16 protein-coding genes and 2 pseudogenes are annotated in these 17,076 nt (G+C 68.8%); 3 read left to right on the top strand and 15 right to left on the bottom strand.

Annotation, left to right across the window (positions count from 1 at the left end; translation table 11 throughout):
* Positions 1 to 355 precede the first annotated feature (355 nt).
* The gene (locus ACFY1U_RS49350) at positions 356 to 1,327 is read right to left on the bottom strand and encodes an SDR family NAD(P)-dependent oxidoreductase (protein WP_390700650.1); all 972 of its coding nucleotides are present in this window, start codon (positions 1,325 to 1,327) and stop codon (positions 356 to 358) included.
* 55 nt (positions 1,328 to 1,382) lie between these two features.
* On the opposite strand from ACFY1U_RS49350, the gene ACFY1U_RS49345 reads away from it, so the two are divergent.
* Positions 1,383 to 1,805, top strand: a complete 423-nt coding sequence (locus tag ACFY1U_RS49345; RefSeq protein ID WP_390700649.1) for a MerR family transcriptional regulator — start codon at positions 1,383 to 1,385, stop codon at positions 1,803 to 1,805.
* Positions 1,806 to 2,265: 460 nt separating this feature from the next.
* Here the strand turns inward: ACFY1U_RS49345 and ACFY1U_RS49340 are convergent, their stop codons facing one another.
* Together ACFY1U_RS49340 and ACFY1U_RS49335 are read right to left on the bottom strand one after the other, a co-directional pair.
* Positions 2,266 to 2,760 carry an SRPBCC family protein gene (locus tag ACFY1U_RS49340; RefSeq protein WP_390700648.1) on the bottom strand — a complete coding sequence of 165 codons (495 nt, stop codon included), beginning with the start codon at positions 2,758 to 2,760 and terminating at the stop codon, positions 2,266 to 2,268.
* Positions 2,761 to 2,762: 2 nt separating this feature from the next.
* Positions 2,763 to 3,131 carry an ArsR/SmtB family transcription factor gene (locus ACFY1U_RS49335; RefSeq protein WP_390700647.1) on the bottom strand — a complete coding sequence of 123 codons (369 nt, stop codon included), beginning with the start codon at positions 3,129 to 3,131 and terminating at the stop codon, positions 2,763 to 2,765.
* Between the two features lie 187 nt (positions 3,132 to 3,318).
* Here ACFY1U_RS49335 and ACFY1U_RS49330 point away from each other — a divergent pair.
* A pseudogene (locus tag ACFY1U_RS49330) lies at positions 3,319 to 3,977 on the top strand (IS5 family transposase); the annotation flags it as partial.
* Between the two features lie 117 nt (positions 3,978 to 4,094).
* Here ACFY1U_RS49330 and ACFY1U_RS49325 read toward each other — a convergent pair.
* The 3 genes and pseudogenes from ACFY1U_RS49325 to ACFY1U_RS49315 all read right to left on the bottom strand — a co-directional run.
* The gene (locus ACFY1U_RS49325) at positions 4,095 to 4,472 is read right to left on the bottom strand and encodes a nuclear transport factor 2 family protein (protein ID WP_390700646.1); all 378 of its coding nucleotides are present in this window, start codon (positions 4,470 to 4,472) and stop codon (positions 4,095 to 4,097) included.
* Between the two features lie 375 nt (positions 4,473 to 4,847).
* Positions 4,848 to 5,627 carry a DeoR/GlpR family DNA-binding transcription regulator gene (locus tag ACFY1U_RS49320; protein WP_390700663.1) on the bottom strand — a complete coding sequence of 260 codons (780 nt, stop codon included), beginning with the start codon at positions 5,625 to 5,627 and terminating at the stop codon, positions 4,848 to 4,850.
* 126 nt (positions 5,628 to 5,753) lie between these two features.
* A pseudogene (locus tag ACFY1U_RS49315) lies at positions 5,754 to 5,918 on the bottom strand (transposase); the annotation flags it as partial.
* 662 nt (positions 5,919 to 6,580) lie between these two features.
* Here ACFY1U_RS49315 and ACFY1U_RS49310 point away from each other — a divergent pair.
* Entirely contained in the window at positions 6,581 to 7,519 is a 939-nt protein-coding gene (locus tag ACFY1U_RS49310) for a hypothetical protein (RefSeq protein ID WP_390700645.1), read from the top strand.
* Between the two features lie 39 nt (positions 7,520 to 7,558).
* Here ACFY1U_RS49310 and ACFY1U_RS49305 read toward each other — a convergent pair whose 3' ends face one another.
* The 9 genes from ACFY1U_RS49305 to ACFY1U_RS49265 all read right to left on the bottom strand — a co-directional run bounded on the left by ACFY1U_RS49305 (position 7,559) and on the right by ACFY1U_RS49265 (position 16,978).
* Positions 7,559 to 8,200, bottom strand: a complete 642-nt coding sequence (locus tag ACFY1U_RS49305) for a hypothetical protein (RefSeq protein WP_390700644.1) — start codon at positions 8,198 to 8,200, stop codon at positions 7,559 to 7,561.
* Positions 8,201 to 8,295: 95 nt separating this feature from the next.
* Complete coding sequence (locus ACFY1U_RS49300; protein WP_390700643.1) at positions 8,296 to 8,532, bottom strand: hypothetical protein; 237 nt, start codon at positions 8,530 to 8,532, stop codon at positions 8,296 to 8,298.
* 173 nt (positions 8,533 to 8,705) lie between these two features.
* Entirely contained in the window at positions 8,706 to 9,119 is a 414-nt protein-coding gene (locus ACFY1U_RS49295) for a Fic family protein (protein ID WP_390700642.1), read from the bottom strand.
* Between the two features lie 1,560 nt (positions 9,120 to 10,679).
* On the bottom strand, positions 10,680 to 12,182 hold the full coding sequence (locus tag ACFY1U_RS49290) for an aldehyde dehydrogenase family protein (protein WP_390700641.1): 1,503 nt from the start codon (positions 12,180 to 12,182) through the stop codon (positions 10,680 to 10,682).
* 4 nt (positions 12,183 to 12,186) lie between these two features.
* A complete protein-coding gene (locus tag ACFY1U_RS49285; RefSeq protein WP_390700640.1) occupies positions 12,187 to 13,233 on the bottom strand; it encodes a branched-chain amino acid ABC transporter permease in 1,047 nt (348 codons plus the stop codon).
* The gene (locus tag ACFY1U_RS49280) at positions 13,230 to 14,108 is read right to left on the bottom strand and encodes a branched-chain amino acid ABC transporter permease (RefSeq protein ID WP_030949754.1); all 879 of its coding nucleotides are present in this window, start codon (positions 14,106 to 14,108) and stop codon (positions 13,230 to 13,232) included. Before ACFY1U_RS49280 ends, ACFY1U_RS49285 begins: the two co-directional genes overlap by 4 nt.
* Complete coding sequence (locus ACFY1U_RS49275) at positions 14,105 to 14,872, bottom strand: ABC transporter ATP-binding protein (protein WP_390700639.1); 768 nt, start codon at positions 14,870 to 14,872, stop codon at positions 14,105 to 14,107. Before ACFY1U_RS49275 ends, ACFY1U_RS49280 begins: the two co-directional genes overlap by 4 nt.
* On the bottom strand, positions 14,865 to 15,641 hold the full coding sequence (locus ACFY1U_RS49270; protein WP_390700638.1) for an ABC transporter ATP-binding protein: 777 nt from the start codon (positions 15,639 to 15,641) through the stop codon (positions 14,865 to 14,867). Before ACFY1U_RS49270 ends, ACFY1U_RS49275 begins: the two co-directional genes overlap by 8 nt.
* The gene (locus ACFY1U_RS49265) at positions 15,638 to 16,978 is read right to left on the bottom strand and encodes an ABC transporter substrate-binding protein (RefSeq protein ID WP_390700637.1); all 1,341 of its coding nucleotides are present in this window, start codon (positions 16,976 to 16,978) and stop codon (positions 15,638 to 15,640) included. The genes ACFY1U_RS49270 and ACFY1U_RS49265 overlap by 4 nt, the downstream gene beginning before the upstream one ends.
* Positions 16,979 to 17,076: the final 98 nt, after the last annotated feature.

Below are 17,076 nucleotides of genomic sequence, written 5' to 3'. Positions count from 1 at the left end.
TGACCCACGGTGCGAAGACGGTGTCCTCATCGACACCAGTCACTCATGCCCCCGATGCGCCGAACACCGGAGCGATCACCGCAACAGAGACGCCCTCCAGCCTGGTACTGCCACTCGCGAGAGCAAGAGGCAGCGACGGCAGATGCCGCATTGCCTGCTGCTGCGGCGGGCAGCGTGCTACGAGCCGCTCGATGTTGGGGGTCAGGACGTTATTGACGCTCTGGCTCGGGGGCAAGTTCAGCACCGGCTGTCCGATGCTTTCAGCGTGCCACCAGTCGGACGGTGAAGCGGCGCAGTGCTGTGGTCACACGGCTCATCGGATGCTGCCCAGTGCGCCTGCCGTCGGGGCGCGGGTTCATCGAGTGATCGGCGTGGCGCCGGTCGCGGCGACGGAGAGGCCCCAGAGCCGGGCGGCGTCGTCGGGGTCGACGGCGTACGCGCGGACGCCGCCGTCGTCCATGGGAGTGTCGGGGGCGGAGACGCGGGCGATGTCGCAGTCCTCCAGGTAGAGCCCGCCGCGGCCGTCGAGGAGCGGGGACGTGGCGGCCCACAGGCCGGAGGCGGCGCCCTGGGCGGGGGTCTTGAAGTCCGCGCCGACCACGTTGCCGTGCTCATCCACCCAGCCGCGGTCGATCTGTTCCTGAAGCGTCAGCTCACGCTGGAGTCCGGTGATGATCTTGCCTGGATGAACGGCGAACGCGCGGACTCCGTCACCTTGCCCAAGGGCGTCGAGGTGCACGGCGAACAGGACGTTGGCGGTCTTTGCCTGGCCGTAGGCCAGCCACTTGTCGTAGCCGGTGCGGAAGTGCGGGTCGTGCCAGCGGATGCCGGTCAGGGTGTGTCCGGCGGAGCTGTTCACCACGACGCGCGCGCCGTCGGCTGCGGCCAGGAGCGGGTAGAGCTCGCAGGCGAGGGTGAAGTGTCCGAAGTGGTTGATGGTGAGCTGGCCTTCCCAGCCAGGCCCCACACGTCGCTCCGGGGTGGCCATGATGCCGGCGACGGCCATCAGGAGGTCGAGCCGGTCGATACGGTCGCTGACGTGCGCGGAGACTGAGCGGACGCTGTCGAGGTCGGCCAGGTCCATGGGGATGACCTCGCTGCCCTTCACCTCCTGGAGAGCGGCACGGGCGACGTCAGGGCGGCGGGCGGGAACGATGACCCGGGCTCCGGCGGCCGTCAGAGCCCGGGTGGTCTCCAGGCCGAGCCCGGAGTAACCCCCGGTCACCACAGCGGTCCTGCCGGACAGGTCATGGTCGGCCACGATGTCCTCAGCGGTGGTGGCAGCGGAAAAGGGCGAGCCGAGCGGCTGCTGATCAGTAACGGTCATGCCGCTGACGCTACGATCTAGAGCAAGGTCTAGATCAAGTCCAGGGGTGAGCGGCATGACGACCACCGAGGCGGCCGTGCCGTCGCTGAGCATCGGCGAGGTGGCCGAGCGGACCGGACTGAGCGTGCACGCTCTGCGCTTCTACGAGCGCGAGGGCCTGCTCGTCGGGCCGGTCCAGCGCACATCGGGCGGCAGGCGGCGCTACACCTCCTTCGATGTCGACTGGCTGCTGATCTGCGTCAAGCTCCGCGAATCCGGTATGCCGCTCGCCGACCTCAAGCACTTCGCCGAACTGGTACGCCACGGACCAGGCAACGAGGCTGAACGCCTGAGCCTGCTCGACGCCCATCGACAGCGCGTCGATGCACAGATCCGGGCGCTGGAGGAGTGCCGGTCCGTTATCGCCTGGAAGGTCGGCGTCTACGCCGAGCACCTCGCCCGTGGCAAAGCCGGCGGGCTCTGGGACCCGACAGCCTGAGGCAAGCGCGGACAGTCGCGTCGTGTCTCCTGTCCCAGCAAGCGCTCCGCGGTCAAGCGCCTGCCTTGCCACCCTCGAACGTCGCGGACCCGAATCGGGAGTCGCCTAGGTGGGGATGCCGGACGGCGCTTCACCTGTCGCTTCGCTGAAGTCGACGGCGCCTGAGAACTGCGCCCCCTTGAAGTCGACGGTGCCGCCGGAGAAGGTCGTCGCGCCGAGGTCCACCAGGTGGCTTTGTACGAGAGTTACGACGTCGTTTGTCGATGGATTGGGGAGTCACCCCGATGTCGGTCAGATCGATGGTCACGACTTTGGGAGTCACACACCCTATTGACCGAGGGCTAGCCGGCGCCTGTCGGCGCGTAACCCGCCGGTAGTTTTCCGGGCAGCAGCGTCGGACAGGGTGATTCCGGCTTGAGCGGACGTCCGGGTGAGGTGTCAGAAGTTTCCGGCGCAGCGGTCAGCCCAGGGTGCGCAGCACCGCGTCCAACTGCTCGTAGCCCTCCGTGACGCCGCGGTCCATGCCGCCGACCAGGATCATGTCGCGGGCAGCGAGGTTCTCGACGATCCCGAGGATGGTGACGCGGGTGCGTTCGTCTGCGATGTCCTCGAACGTCGCGATGTCGAGGCTGACGCCGTCCGGGACGCCGTCGTAGGTGAAGGTCTGGACGAGGCGCTTCTCGGGGCGCACCTCGTGGAAGGAGCCGTAGAAGGAGGCCACCTCCTGGCCGTCGCGCAGCTGGTGGTAGCGGTAGCTGCCGCCGGTGCGCAGGTCCCAGTGGTCGAACTTGGTGGTGAGGTCCTTGGGGCCGAGCCACTGTCCGACGAGCTCGGGTTCGGTCCAGGCGCGGTAGACGTGCGCGACGGGTGCGTCGAACTCCCGGGTGATGCGGATGGTCGGCAGCAGGGGGTCGGCCTCGATGGCGGTCTCGCGGACCGGTCGGTCGGTGGTCATGTTCATGCGACTCCTTCGTCCTGTTGGTCTTCGTCTTCCCGCTGCCTGTCCGCGTCCATGGTTTCCAGAACGGCGTCCAGGCGGCGGAACCGTTCCTCGGCGTTGCGCCGGTAGCGGTCCACCCAGGTGCTCATCTCGTCGAGCACGGCCGTCTCCAGATGGCACGGGCGGCGCTGTGCGTCGCGACTCCGACTGATCAGCCCGGCCTCCTCCAGCACCTTCAGATGCTTGGAGACCGCCTGGAGCGACATCGTGAAAGGCTCGGCCAACTGGCCGGGGGTCGCGTCGCTGAGCGACAACCGGGCCACGATGTCCCGCCTCGTCGGATCGGCGAGCGCGGTGAAGGCCCGGGAGAGCTGGTCCTCGGCCACCGGTGTCCTCCAGACACTTCCTCAACCGTTTGGTTGAGAAACACGCTACATTGATCCGGTTCTTTGTCAACCGCCAGGTTGAATTCTCTGTTCAGAGGAGCTATCTCGGGGCTCGGCCAGCCCGATGACGCGAGGCGTGCAGGGCCGAGAGAAGGCAGTCCCCTTGGTGTAGCCGCCCTCACGTCGTCTGCGGGTGGAGTACCTGCCCAAGGAGCTGGGCTTTGGTTCAGGGATGACGTGCTGGCGTCGGCTGAGGGACTGGAACGAGGCCGGGGTCTGGCAGCGACTGCACGAGGTCCTGCTCGCAGAGTTGAACGCGGAACGGAAGCTGGACTGGTCCCGGTGCGTGGTCGATTCCTCGCACGTCAGGGCGTCAAAGGGGGGAGCCACAGGGGCCCGTCGCCGGTCGGCCGGGGCCGGGCCGACTCCAAACATCACCTGATCACCGACGGGCATGGAACCCCGCTGGCGGTCATTCTGACCGGCGGCAGCCGCAACGATGTCACCCAGTTGCTGCCGCTGCTGGATGCTGTCCCACCCGTCCGCGGTCGGGTTGGCCGGCCCCGCCGTAGAGCGGTCACGCTCTACGCGGACCGCGGCTACGACCACGACTGCTACCGCAGGCAGGTCCGCGCCCGCGGCATCGTGCCCGCCATCGCACGGCGCGGCACCGAGCACGGCTCCGGCCTGGGCGTCTACCGGTGGGTGGTCGAGCGAACCTTCGCCTGGCTGCACGGCTTCCGCCGGTTGCGCGTGCGCTGGGAACGACGAGCACACATCCACGAGGCACTCCTGAAACTCACCTGCTGCTTGATCACCCACCGACAACTCAAGTCATTCTGTTAGCCGCTGTAATGCTCGAGATCGAGGCCAGTTCAACACCGCAGCCTGACCAACCGCGAACCGCAGCCCCGAGCGCCGAAGGGGGCAAGTTCAGGAGAAGGACGGCGACAGAAGGATGACTCAGGAGGCGGACGGTTCGATCTCCCCCGCAAAGACGATGACCTGGTCGATGAGGCTCCGCCGCAGATGGACGACGTCCGTTCCCGCCAGGCGGGGACCTCCATCCGGCGTGGTGAAAACCCACTGGTACCGGGCCCACTCGTCAGGCATGTCCACCGTCGAGCAGCGCACCATCGTGCCGGTCCCCGCCGGGTGGCGCCGGATGTCCAGCACGAACCGCTCGACTGCCGCGATTCCTTCGCTGCGACCCAGCGGCCCCCAGAAGACCACGTCTGAGGTCAGAGCCTGGGAGAGCAGGGCAGTCACATAGCTGTCGTCCGAGGCGTTGAACGCGGAGATGAACGTGTCGATCGCGGAGCGTGCAATCTCTTCCTGCATGCCCTAGTAATACCAGCCGTTTCGCATGCGCTCGTCCCGCGAGCCGCCTTCCGATCACGGTGAACCATCCCGGTCACAGCGCCAGCCGCCGCACTCGACTACCTCACCCGGTCCGCCGACCTCTGCCACCAAAACGACGGAGGGACGCGCGATCCGTCACCACAGCGGAATGCGTCGGATCCCCACAGCCCTGCCCACCCAACTACGCGGCGCAGCCGATGAGCCACCCCTACGCATGCAGTCAGGCGGCGACGAACTCCTTGAGCATCTCCTCCAGGTCGGCCAGCGTTTCGGTGACCGGCGTCCCGTAGCGCTCCGCACGGACGGTGATGCAGGTGGCAGCGAAGTCGGCGCGCGGAGTGCGGCGTGCTTTTCCTAGCCGTTGATGGCGGCCGAAGCTGTCGGCACGACCCTTACGCCGGCTTCCCGCAGGGCCACGCAGGTCGCGTCGTCTTCGGATGCATTGGTGATGATCACGTCCAGGTCCTCGGGACCGCAGATCTTCACCATGCCGGTTCCGGGAAACTTGGTCTTGTCAGCCAAGAGCACCACCTTGTCGCTAGCGGCGATCATGGCGCGGCGGGCGGGCACCTCAGCCACTGTGGTGTCCATGACCTGACCCCCGGGCCGGAGGCCGCAAGCACCCATGAAGAGCCAGTCGGCGTGAACCTGGCGGAGGTTGTCCTCGGCCATGAAACCGTCCAGCATGCGTGAGTCACGGATGACCATGCCCCCCAGCAGCATCAGGTCGACGTTCGCGTCCGCGATGAGCTCGTCATACACGGCGAGGTTGTTGGTGATCACAGTGATTCGGCGACCCCGCAGTTGAAGCGCCAAACGGTGGACCGTTGTGCCGCTGTCGAGAATGACCGACTGGCCGTCCTCGACCAGTGCGGCTGCTCTGGCGGCAATGGCGTCCTTCTCTGCCACCTGAACTTCTGCGGCCTCGGAGAAGGGTGGCTGATCGCCCTCGATGACTGCCCCGCCGTGAACGCGGGTGATCAGCCCGTCCGCCTCCAGTTTGAGGAGGTCCCGGCGGATGGTCGCCGCGCTGGCGTCAAGCTGCTCGGCGAGGGCGGCCACGGAGGCAGTGCCGCCGGAACGCAGGGACCGCAGGGACCGCAGGATGAGTTGGTGTCGTTGTTCAGCCAGCACGCAACGGGACATTACACGCTGCTGGGTTAGGCAACCTCCAGACATCTGGCCGCAGTTGACGACCAGGGCTGCGGACCCAGGCGGCATGACGCCGTGCTGCTTGCCCGGCCCAGAGAACACCGCCGACCAGGCCAGTAGATCGTGAGGCAGATAGCGCCACTGACACCCCGTCCGGTTCTGGTAGAAGATCGCGTGCACGGCCTCCCGCAGATCACAGGCCCCGGCGTCGCCGGTCGCCGACCAGGCCACCCGGTCCTGCTTCCAAGCCGTGAACGTCGGCTCGATCAACACCTACTGCTCGTCCGATAAGTCGCTGAGGTATGACTCTCGCCCCATGCCCCGCATTGCAGCATGGACATGCCCAGTAAGTGGCCGACCTGGCGATCAGTACCACGATCGAGCGATCACGACGCGAGGAAGATCGGACTTAACGTCCAATCAGGGGCGAGGAAGTCAAGCTGGCTCTTCGGTAGTCGGCTTGTAGGTCCGACTTGCCAACGTCAAGTTCCGTTTCTCGTCGGGCTCCTGCACCAGCTGAGCGGTGATGGTGAACCGGCCTGGTTCAACACCTCAGCGAGCTGGTGTGGGGGCAGCCGATACGACGCGAAGGACACGGGGTGACCGCCATAGCCGCGTGTCGGACGGCGGTGCTCATCTGTGCCTACGCGGCCGGCGAGTAGGAGATGTCCGCCGGGTGCCCGGGTGCGGTGGAACTCGGCGAGCACCACCGGCAGCAGCTCCGGAAGGGCATGTCGCGCGGGCTGACGATCACGTGCTGTGCGGTCCTGTTGCGGCGTCGGCACCGGAACCGCCGGCCTCATGGAGCGCGACAAACACCGGGCGCTGTCGCGGCATTGCCGACACGGGCATCAGACCCATAGCTTCGCCCCGAGGGAACGCGGGCGTGTCAGGTGTTCCGATGGCGCGTTCCGACTGAGGAGGGTGTGCGCGTGATGTCCGACAGCGGAGCCGGGGTGCTGGACCTGCGATTCGAGTCGGAGCAGCCGGCGGGTGTCCTCGCAGGGCACGCCGTGATTGTCGTGCGGCCTCCGGCCGGCCTCGCCCCCGCGTCCGAGACCGCTCTACGGCTGCGTCTGTTCCGCGCTCGCATCACCTCACTGCGCCGCCGGTTGCCACCTTCTTCGGCTCTGCCGCCGGGTGACCGGTGGGAGGACTTGACCACACGCGTGCGTGCGGAGTCGTCACACGTCCTCCATCTACCGCTCGAAGCCGGGCCACCTGCCGACGGCGCGTCGGAGTATCACCTCTGGTGGGACATGGATCCGTCGGAACGGGATGCCGGGGCCGAGGGGGAGGTGCGGGCTCTGTTCGACGTTCGCCTCCTGGCCCGCCGCCGCGGCGCCGACGACACGGTCCTGGCTGCCGGACACATCACAGCTGCCTGGGAGGCACCCCATCCCGTCAGGGACCTACTGCAACTGGACCACCTCGCTGCGCACGGCCATCTCCCCCGGCCGCTGGCCGACGCCATCTCAGACCTGGTCCGCGCCAACGGGGAAATGGTGCCCTGGTGTCGGTACTGCGCGCTGTCCTGGGAGTTGGAGGTGCTGACGTACGCCGATCGCGTGCGAGGTCTGGCCGAGCACCACGACGCAACGGACGTCGCCCTCCTCCTGGCCCGATGGGATCCGGGCACGGGTCCCGACCATCCCGACCGCTCCCGCTACCACCCTTGCCGCTGCCAACGTCTTCAGCTGGGGGCACACCCGGACACAGCAGAGGAGTGGCGGGCCGAGACCGGCGAGGCGTGGTGGGAGGAGAGCCAGGACCCGACCGCCCGAGAGCGTGTGGAGGCCCGATTGCGGGAGCAGGTCGACGTCGCCCGGTTGCGGCACCTCGCGCACCGGCACCGGACTCTCGGCGGCAGCTGACACGGGCGCCCGGAAACGGCCGCCGCGGCGCTGCGCGGCTCATAGGGCGTGAACGGAACAGTCGCCGCCCGGCAGGGCCACCACACGGTTGGTCTGAGCGACGTCAATACGTACGCCTGCCGTGCGCCTGTCGAAGTAGACGTACGCGGCGTATCCCCCGCCCTGAGAAGTCCCGGTCCGGTAGAACTCGATGTGCTCGACCGGCTCGACGGCGACGAAGGACGCGAGAAGTACTTCCAGGAGGCAATGGGGGCACTCTTCCGCCACCCGGAACCGGTTCCGAGACGACCGGCCGTTCAGGTTCCTGGTGACCAACAGGTCGCCACCGGTGTCGAGTTCCAGGCACATCCAGCGCAGCCGAGGTTCGTCGGACAGGCGGTGCAGCTCCTGCTCCACCCCTGTTCTGTCGGACTCCACGGGCGGTGTCAGCGCCCAGACTCTCTCCACCAGCCGGTCCACCCGCTCAGGGCTGTTCAGGAAGCGCAGTATCAGCAGCACCGCGACCAAGTCGGCGAGATACCACGCCATGCGCCAGCCGTGCATGTCGTCGTTGGCGTAAAGCAGCTCGCCGAGCAGGGCGTACAACCCCGGCAACAGGATGCGCCAGCGGCGTTGCCGGGCCACGACGTAGTAGGTGGCAAAGGGCATCAAGGCCAGACTCAGCAGCTCCAGCTCTCTCATCCCCAGCCCTCCCCCGGCTCGGCACGCGCGAACTCGGGTTGATGATATGGGCAGTTGGCGGAGGGTGGCTGTACGTTCGGCATGGGCGTTTCAGGTCAGTGCCCACCCAGCTCCGCGACCACCGGCACGAACGCCTCCATGTACGGCTCCATGTACGGCTCCATGACCATCAGATACGTACAGCCGTACCGTCCGCGCTGGGCCAGCACCTGGGCGACGATCTGCTTCAGGGTGCCGACCAGCAGGATCGGCAGCTCCAGTGCCCCCTGGACGGTCGCTCCCGGCACCCGCTCCACGAACGGCCGGACCGCGGCGGCGCGATCGTCGGTCACGATCACTCGCCGGCCTGATGCGGTGGGGTCGCCGGAGCACGATAGTTGTCACCGGCAACGCGGAGGCGGGGCGGTTGTGACCGGCTCCAGTACTCCGCCGCTGTCTGGGCTGCAGGACGGATCCGTACGATCCGCAACTCACATGGTCTCAGCAGCGCCTTCTTGTCCAACCGCTAGGAGCCGAGGGAGGCGGTGTTGAGTCGGGTCTCCGCGAGGTGGATGTCGACGTACCGCGTGAGGGCCAACGCATCGTGCGGCTCATCGGCCTGGAAGGTGACGCGACGCAGCAGGCTGACCCCGTCGAGCGCGACACCCTCGCGGGCGAGGACGAAGACGAGGGCGAGGAAGGCGGACCGGGCGTTGCCGTCGTCGAAGGGATGGAAGAAGCAGACGTCGAGAGAGGCGCGTGCAGCCCGGGCGGTGAGCGGAAGGGGCTGCTCGGCGTCCCGCGCGCTCTCGGCCAGACAGGCGTCGAGGCGGACTCGGGTGTCCGGGGCGATGCCGTAGCGTTCCCGGCCCCCTTGGCGAAGGCCGGCAGCTCGCGGAACGGCGGCAACTGCTCTGCGCCCAGGACAAGTTGCTGCCATCGCCGCAACAGCTCGAAGTCGAGTCGGGCGCCGCGTGCCGCGTCGGCCCGCAACAGTTCCAGGGCGGCGAGCAGGCCGTCGGCGCGGGCGGGGTCGAGGGCGCCGTCGAAGGCACGGATGTCCTCCACCGCGCCGTCGCGTGCTGGAGTCACCGGTTCCCCGCCGCCACCGTCGGGGGCCTCGTGCCAGGGCACGGTCTCGCGCACCGCGAGCCAGCGCTCGAGGTGGTCCTGCGCGAGCCCGCCCGCTCGTTCGGCGTGGTCCGGCCGCAGCGAGAGCGAGAGCCGCTCGGCGACGTCCTCGACCAGCACCGGGTCGGGGCCGGTCCAGCTCTTGAACCGCCCGCCGATCGCCTCGTCCACCAGTTTCTCGGCGACGTCGGGCGCGACGTTCCAGCGGCTGAGAAACCAGGCGAGCACCTGATGGCAGTGCCCGTACCAGCCACTGCCGCAGCCGGTCCGGTCGGTCACCTGCAGGATCAGGTTGCGGGCGGCGCGCTCCCACAGGATCCGCTGGTCCTCGACCTCGGCCAGGTCCAGCGGGTACGCGTCGAACCACCCGGCAAGACTCTCCAGCCACTCGCGCCTCTCGCACAGCGCCGCGACGACACGGTCGAGCGTCTCCTGTGGTGTGGTGATCGAGTCCCTCGGGCAGCACCAGTTCCCGATCGGTCCCCCGTCGAAGTCCCCTTCGTCGTGCGACCAGCGCCAACCCGCGGTCCAGAGGCCGTAACGCTCGGCGAGGGCGTGCGACATGGCATCGGCCCAGGGCTGCCCCTCACCCCAACTCCAGGCGCCCATCGCCGGGTCACCGAAGGGGATGCCAGGACGGCTGGGCACCCTCCGAGCAGGCCCGAGCGACCGCACCACCTGCGGCGCCGACGCGCTGTCGAAGAAATGACGCGCGGGATCCACATCGCCCCAGGTCAGAAAACTGGGAGCCAGCTCGACAATCACCGCGCAAGCCTGCCACGCCCACCCGCCTGCAGTTCAAGCGGATTACCGACTGAAGTCCTATGGCGCCAGCCGAAGCGGCCTCATTCCGCCTGCCACCCTGGAAGAATCGCAGTGCCTCTGCGACGAAGGGCCTCCTCCAAGGCCTGAAGCGTGTGGGCGCGCTCGGGCAGCCCGTTGGCGTGCAGTTCGGGAGTTCCGGCTGCGCGCCCCCATGTGACTGCTTCAGCTCGGCCCGTTTCGTCGCCAATGCGGTAGCGAAAGAATGGTCCGGCGAACACGACCACGTGGTCCGTGCGATCGACGGTGAAGTCTGCCCACCAGCCAAGGTCTGGTTCGAGGGCATTTGCGAGTGCTTGGGCAAGGTCGTCGGCGACGGAGGCGGGGCCTTCGAAGTCGGCAAACGTCCAGATGGAGGGTTGACCGTCGACAGCGCCCTACTGATCATCGGCACCAGAGCTCTTCGTTTGCCGGCCGAGTCGACGCGGATACGTCGTGGCGGCCCAGGCGGACGAGCCTGAGTCCAGCCACCCGAATGTCCCCGCCGAGCCGCAGGCTTTCAGTAATGATGCGGCCGGCCGCTGCGTCATGCTGCCGCCGCGGCTCGTCAGAACGGGAAGTCGCGCGGCTCCCCGCGCACCGTGATCCAGCGGAGTTCGGTGAACTCCTCGGCCGCGAAGCCCGTGCCGAAGCGGCCCCAGCCGCTCTCCTTCACACCCCCGAAGGGCATGTTCGGCTCGTCGTTGACCGGTTGGTCGTTGACATGCACGATCCCTGCCTCTAGGCGGCGGGCGATGTCCAGTCCGCGATGGGCGTCGCCGGTCAGGACACCCGCGGTCAGCCCGTAGCGGGAGGCGTTGGCGCGCTCCACGGCGTGGTCGGCGTCGTCGACCGTCTCCAGGATCACGACCGGGCCGAAGGTCTCGTCGAAGGCGAGTTCGGCGTCCTCGGGGACGTCGGTCAGGACGGTGGGCGGGTAGCACGGTGGAGCCGCCGTGCCCCCGGTCAGGAGGCGGGCGCCCATCGAGACGGCCTCCTCGACGCGGCGGTCCAGGAGGGACAGCGCCCATTTGTTGATCACCGGTCCGACCACGGTGCGTGGATCGTGCGGGTCGCCGACGGGCAGGGCCGCCGCCTTCTCGGTGAACAGGCGGGTGAACTCCTGCGCGATCGGCCGCTCGACGTAGATGCGGCGGGCGCACATGCACACCTGTCCCTGGTGCACGAACGCTCCGTAGATCGCGGCGTCGACGGCGTAGGCGAGGTCGGCGTCGGCGAGGACGAGAAGCGGGTTCTGGCCGCTGAGCTGGAGGACGATGCGCTTGAGGTGACGGCCGGCCGTCTCGGCGAGGCGTCGGCCGGTGGGCGTGGAGCCGGTGAAGTTGACGCGGCGCACCGCCGGATGGGAGAGGAGCGCGTCCGCTATGGCACCCGCGTCGCCAGGGGCATGGGTGATCACGTTGAGGACGCCCGGAGGGAGTCCGGCCTCGGCGAAGATCTCCGCCCAGAGCGTGCCGCCGGTGAGGGGAGACTCCTCGGACGGCTTGAGGACGACCGTGTTGCCGAGGGCGATCGGGCCGACGATGCTGCGACCGGACAGCACCAGGGAAGCGTTCCACGGGGCGATGGCCGCGACGACTCCGACCGGTTGACGGACGGCGAGCGCCCGGGTGCCGGGGATGTCGGAGGGCAGCACCTGCCCGACGGCTGTGTAGGGGAGTCCGGCGGCCTGGCGGAGCAGCGAGACGCTGAAGTCCAGCTGGACCGTCGCGAAGTGGCGGCCGCACCCCGTCTCCCTCGCCAGCAGCCCGATGACCTCCTCGCGGCGGCGTTCGAGGATGTCACCCGCGCGCAGCAGGACCCGCTGTCGCTCGGCCGGCAGCGCGTCGGCCCACCCGGCGAAGGCCGTCTGGGCGGCGTCCGCCGCGCGGCGGGCGTCCTCGGCATCGCCGGCGGCGACCGTCGCCATGACGGATCCGGTCCAGGGGTCGTGGTCGGGGTAGGTTCCTCCGCCCAGCGGCTCGGTCCAATCACCGCCGATGTGGTGGCGCACCGTGACCGGGAGATCCGGTCGGCCTGCGTCCGCCGCCGTGGGGTCAGGAACGTTCACCTGGTCAAGTCTCCCTCGATGACGAGTGGGGACGGGCCCCCTGCCGCCGCAGATGGTAACCGACGGGTAGCAACTGGACGTGCAGCCGGTCGTTCAGCAGACTCCACAGGCCGCGCGGGAGGAAGAGGGCGAAGGCCACGGCGGCCAGACCGAGCCCGATGAGGTACCAGGCCCCCTGGTCGGCGAAGAAGTACTGCACGGCGAAGAAGAGGACGGCGCCGATGATCGGCCCCTCGAAGGTGCCGATGCCGCCGACCAGCACCATGAAGATCATGTATGCCGACCACTGCACCCCGAAGATCGACTGGGGCTGGATGAACAGGGTGTTGGCCAGGGTGAGCGCGCCCGCTGCACCGCATCCGAAGCCGGCGAGGACGAACAGCATGAGCTTGAGCGGCCTGACGCGCACGCCGAGTGAGGCGGCTGCGTCCTCGTCGTCGCGGATCGCCTGCAGCGCCGCTCCGGTGCGGTGCCGCAGCAGGAGGAACAGCAGGACGAGCAGCAGGACAGCGAAGGCGAGGGTGAGCCAGTAGGTGAAGGCGCGGCGCACCTCGGGGGCGTAACCGCTCAGCCCCTGGAGGGAGATACCGGTTCCGCCTCCGAGACTCTGGTCCAGCATGACGAACAGGGCGATCGCCTCGGCGACGACCCAGGTGCCCACGGCGAACTGGCCACCGCGCAGCCGCAGGACCAGCAGGGAGAGCACCGCCGCGAGCACGGCGGAGGCGAGGGATGCCAGGACTACGGCGAGGTAGGGCTGTATGCCGCGCTGGGTGAGGTAGATCGTGCCGTACGCGCCGAACCCGATGAAGGCCTGCTGGCCGACGGAGACGAGCCCGGCATATCCGGCCAGGGCGTTCCACATGACGGCGAGGATGAGGAAGATCAGCAGGGTGGTGAGCTGCTGGACGATGTTCGCGCTGAGCACCTGGGGGACGGCGAACAGGGCGATCGCGACCAGGACGAGGACGCTGGAACCGATGCGGGAGGCGAGGCCGGCGCGCTGGACGGACCATGCGCCGGGCGGGGCGGGGGCGGCTGCTGTGGTCATGCGTGGGCTCTCCGGGTGGCGATGAACCGGCCGCGGGGGCCGGCCAGGATGACGAGGAAGACCAGGTGCCCGGCGAGGATCGCGTACTGCGGGTCGATCTGGGCGCCGAGGGTCTGGGCGATGCCGAGGACGACGCCGCCGGTCAGCGTGCCCCACAGGGATCCCAGGCCGCCGATCACGACCGCTTCGAAGGCGAAGATGAGCTGGGTGGGGCCGCTGGAGGCGTCGAAGGTGGAGTGGACGGCGAGGAAGGTCCCGGCCAGGGCGGCGACCGCCACGGCGATCGCTGCGGCGCGGGCGTAGACGGACGCCGCCGGTACGCCCACGAGGGCCGCGGTGTCCGGGTCCTGGGCGGTGGCGCGCATCTCCCGGCCGAATCCGGTGCGTTGCAGCAGGAACTGGAGGGCGCCGAGGACCGCGACGGCGACGGCGAGGATCAGCACGCCGAGGTACGGGACGGACAGCTGGTCGGTGATCTTCCAGCTGCCGGTGGACAGTGAGCCCACGGACGGGCCGAGGGAGCGCACGTCCGGGGAGAAGATCTGCAGCAGGGCGTTCTGCAGGACGATCGCGAGTCCGAAGGTCGTCAGCAACGGGGTGAGTTCACCGCCGCGCAGGCTGCGGGCCAGGACGGTGCGCTGGAGGGCGTAGCCGAGGGCAAGCATCACCGGGAGCACCGCGAGCAGCGCCAGGAACGGTGACACGTCGGCCTGGGTGGAGACCCACCAGACCCCGAACGCGCCGAGCACGGCGAGGTCGCCGTGGGCGAGGTTGATGATGCGCATGACGCCGAACAGCAGGGACAGGCCGCAGGCGAAGAGTGCGTACAGGCCGCCGAGGAAGAGGCCCTGGACGATGGCGTTGATCCAGCTCATGTCCGCTCCGGAGTGGGGTGGGCCGCCGGTGTGTCGACCGGGGCGGAGGTCGTGCTCACACGGCCGAGGCCGAAGTAGGCGTCGGTGACCTGGTCGCGGGTGACCTCGCCGACGGGGGCGTCGAGGACGACGCGGCCCTCGAGCATGCAGACCACGCGGTCCGCCACCGTCATCGCGCGGCTGAGGTCCTGTTCGACCAGGACGACGGTGGCGCCGTCGGCGATGAGTGCCGTGAGTGACTCGTAGACGGCGTCGACGGCGACCGGTGCCAGGCCGAGCGAGACCTCGTCGACCAGCAGCAGCCTGGGGTTGGTCATCAGGGCGCGGCCGATGGAGGTGGCCTGCTGCTGGCCGCCGGACAGGCTGCCCGCCCGTTTGTGGCGGATCGGCCGCAGCAGGGGGAAGGCGTCCAGGACGGTGTCGACGCTCCAGGGTCCGGGGCGGGCGCGTCGGCCGGCGACGAGCAGGTTCTCCTCGACGGTGAGGTCGGGGAAGAGCTTGCGGCCCTCGGGAACGAGGGCCAGGCCGCGTCCCACTCGCCGGTGCGCCGCCAGGCCGGTGACGTCGTTCCCGTCGAAGGCGATGGTTCCTCCGGCGGCCGGATGGGCTCCGGCCACCGTGCGCAACAAGGTCGACTTCCCGGCTCCGTTGGCGCCCACCAGGGCCACGGTCTCGCCGTCGGACACCGTCAGCGACAGGTCCCGTACGGCGGGGAGGAGTCCGTGGCGGGCGTCGAGGTGGGAGATGTGCAGCAGGTCAGCCATGGCTGCCCCTTCCCAGGTAGGCGTCGACGACGTGCGCGTCACGCAGAACCGCCTCGGGCTCACCCTCGGCGAGGACCCGCCCGGCGTCCATGCACACCAGGCGGTCGATGACCTGCACCAGCACGTGGACGATGTGCTCGATCCACACGATGCTGATGCCGAGTGTTCGCAACTGCTTGATGGTGGCGACGAGTTCGGCGGCCTCGGCGTCGGTGAGGCCGCCGCCGATCTCGTCGAGGAGCAGGACGCGTGGGTCGGTCGCGAGCGAGCGGGCGAGTTCGAGCCGTTTGCGGTGCAGCAGACCGAGGCTCTCGGCGCGCCGGTTGGCGAGGTCGATCAGCCCGCACAGTTCCAGGACTTCGATGCACCTTCGGTGGGCCGCGCGCCGCGACAGCCGGGTGCCGTAGGAGGCGCCGACCAGGACGTTCTCCAGCACGGTCATGCCGCCGAAGGGGCGCGGGATCTGGAACGCCCGGCCGATCCCCTGGCGACAGCGCAGCTCCGGTCGCATCGACGTGATGTCGTGGCCGTCGAGGTGGATGGTGCCCCGGTCCGGTGTGACCGATCCGGCCAGGGCGTTCAACAGGGTTGTCTTCCCCGCGCCGTTGGGGCCGACGATGCCGACCGCCTCGCCGGCGCCGACGCGGAAGTCGACGCCGTCAAGGACGCGCAGGTCGCCGTAGTTCAGAGTGAGGCCGGCCCCCACGAGGACGTGCTGGAGGTCCTCCGTCCTCGTGGGGTCGGCCGCCGGGGTGCTCACGGCGCTCATGCGGTGTAGGGGCGCAGTCGCGCGGCGACGGGGACGTTGGGGTCGCTGGAGTTCTCGCACAGGACGAAGTCCAGCTTGTACGGGCTGCCCTTGGCGGCCTGCACCCACTGGCCGCCGAGGATGGGGGTGGCGACGACGTTGGCGTTGGGTCCCTTGCCCCACTGGAGCCTGCCGACCGGGGTCTGCACGTCGAGACCGGCGATCGCCTTGGCGACGGCCTTCTTGTCCTTGGGGTCGGTGGCCGCCTGGAACGCGGCGGCTGCGGCGTCGAACAGGGCGAGGCTGGGGCCGAGTTGCTGGGTCCACTGCTTGCCGGACGACTTCTGGTAGCCGTTGGCCAGGTCCTTGGACGAGATCTTGGTGAGGGAGGAGCTGTAGGGGAAGGTCGGGGTCCAGTAGGCGCCGCCCGCGATGCCGATGCCTATGGAGCCCAGCGCCTCGACCTGCGAGGGGAACAGGCCCGTCTTGGCGAGCTGCACGATCTTGGGTTTGTAGCCCTGCTGTGCGGCCTGCCGCCAGAAGGTGGCGAAGTCGGAGGGGATGGGGAAGGTGTTGAAGATCTGGCAGTCCTCGGACTTGAACTTGGCGATCTGCGACGAGTAGTCGTTGGTGCCGTCGGTGTAGGCGCCGGGGTCGACGATGTCGTAGCCGCCCTTCTTCAGCAGCGGCCCGAGTGCCTGCCGGATGGCGTTGCCGTCGGAGTCGTTGGGCCACATGACGCCGGTCTTCTTGTTCGTCTTCACCTGCGGCCACAGGTGGGTGTACGCCTGGTGGAACTGCTCGACGCCGAAGCAGAAGTGGAAGGTGTACTGGTACGCCTGCTTCTGGGTGGGCTTGGCTCCACGGCCGAAGTACCAGGCCTCCCAGGGGACGACGGTGGAGATGCACGGGACGCCGGCGGCTTCGCACGCGTCGGAGACCGGGTTGACCGTCTCCGGCGTCGACGTGGTGAGCATCAGGTCGATGCCCTCGGCGTTGATCAGGTCGTTGGCCACCTGGGAGCCGCGCTGCGGGTTGGACTGGCCGTCCTTGTCGATGATCTTGACCTGGTACTTCTTGCCGCCGATGGTCAGGCCGTCAGCGAGGGCCTTGCGGGCGAGGCCGAGGACGTACGCGTCCGGCTCGCCGAAGCCGGCCGCGGGGCCGGTGCGCGGGCTGACGAACCCGATCTTCAGTGTGGCCGCTCCGCTGCCGCCGCCGCTGCCGCCGCTGCCGACCTTGCAGGCGGCGAGCAGCGGACTTGCCAGGGCGAGTCCGGACATACCGAGTCCCGCCGTGCGCAGAATCTGGCGTCTGCTGGGTTCGGGAGACGGTTCGGACATAGGAGACTTAGGCATGTTTGCCCTCCTGGTGAACCAAAGGTGGGGGGAACGTAGGAGCGGCTGTCACGAAAGTCAACGCGGCGTTCTAATAGCTGAAACATTCGGCGCTACCA

This window comes from Streptomyces sp. NPDC001351 (assembly GCF_042896045.1).
GTDB lineage: Bacteria > Actinomycetota > Actinomycetes > Streptomycetales > Streptomycetaceae > Streptomyces.
The sequence above is the reverse complement of the archived record's forward strand: the minus strand, read 5'-3'. Positions and strand labels throughout refer to the sequence as shown.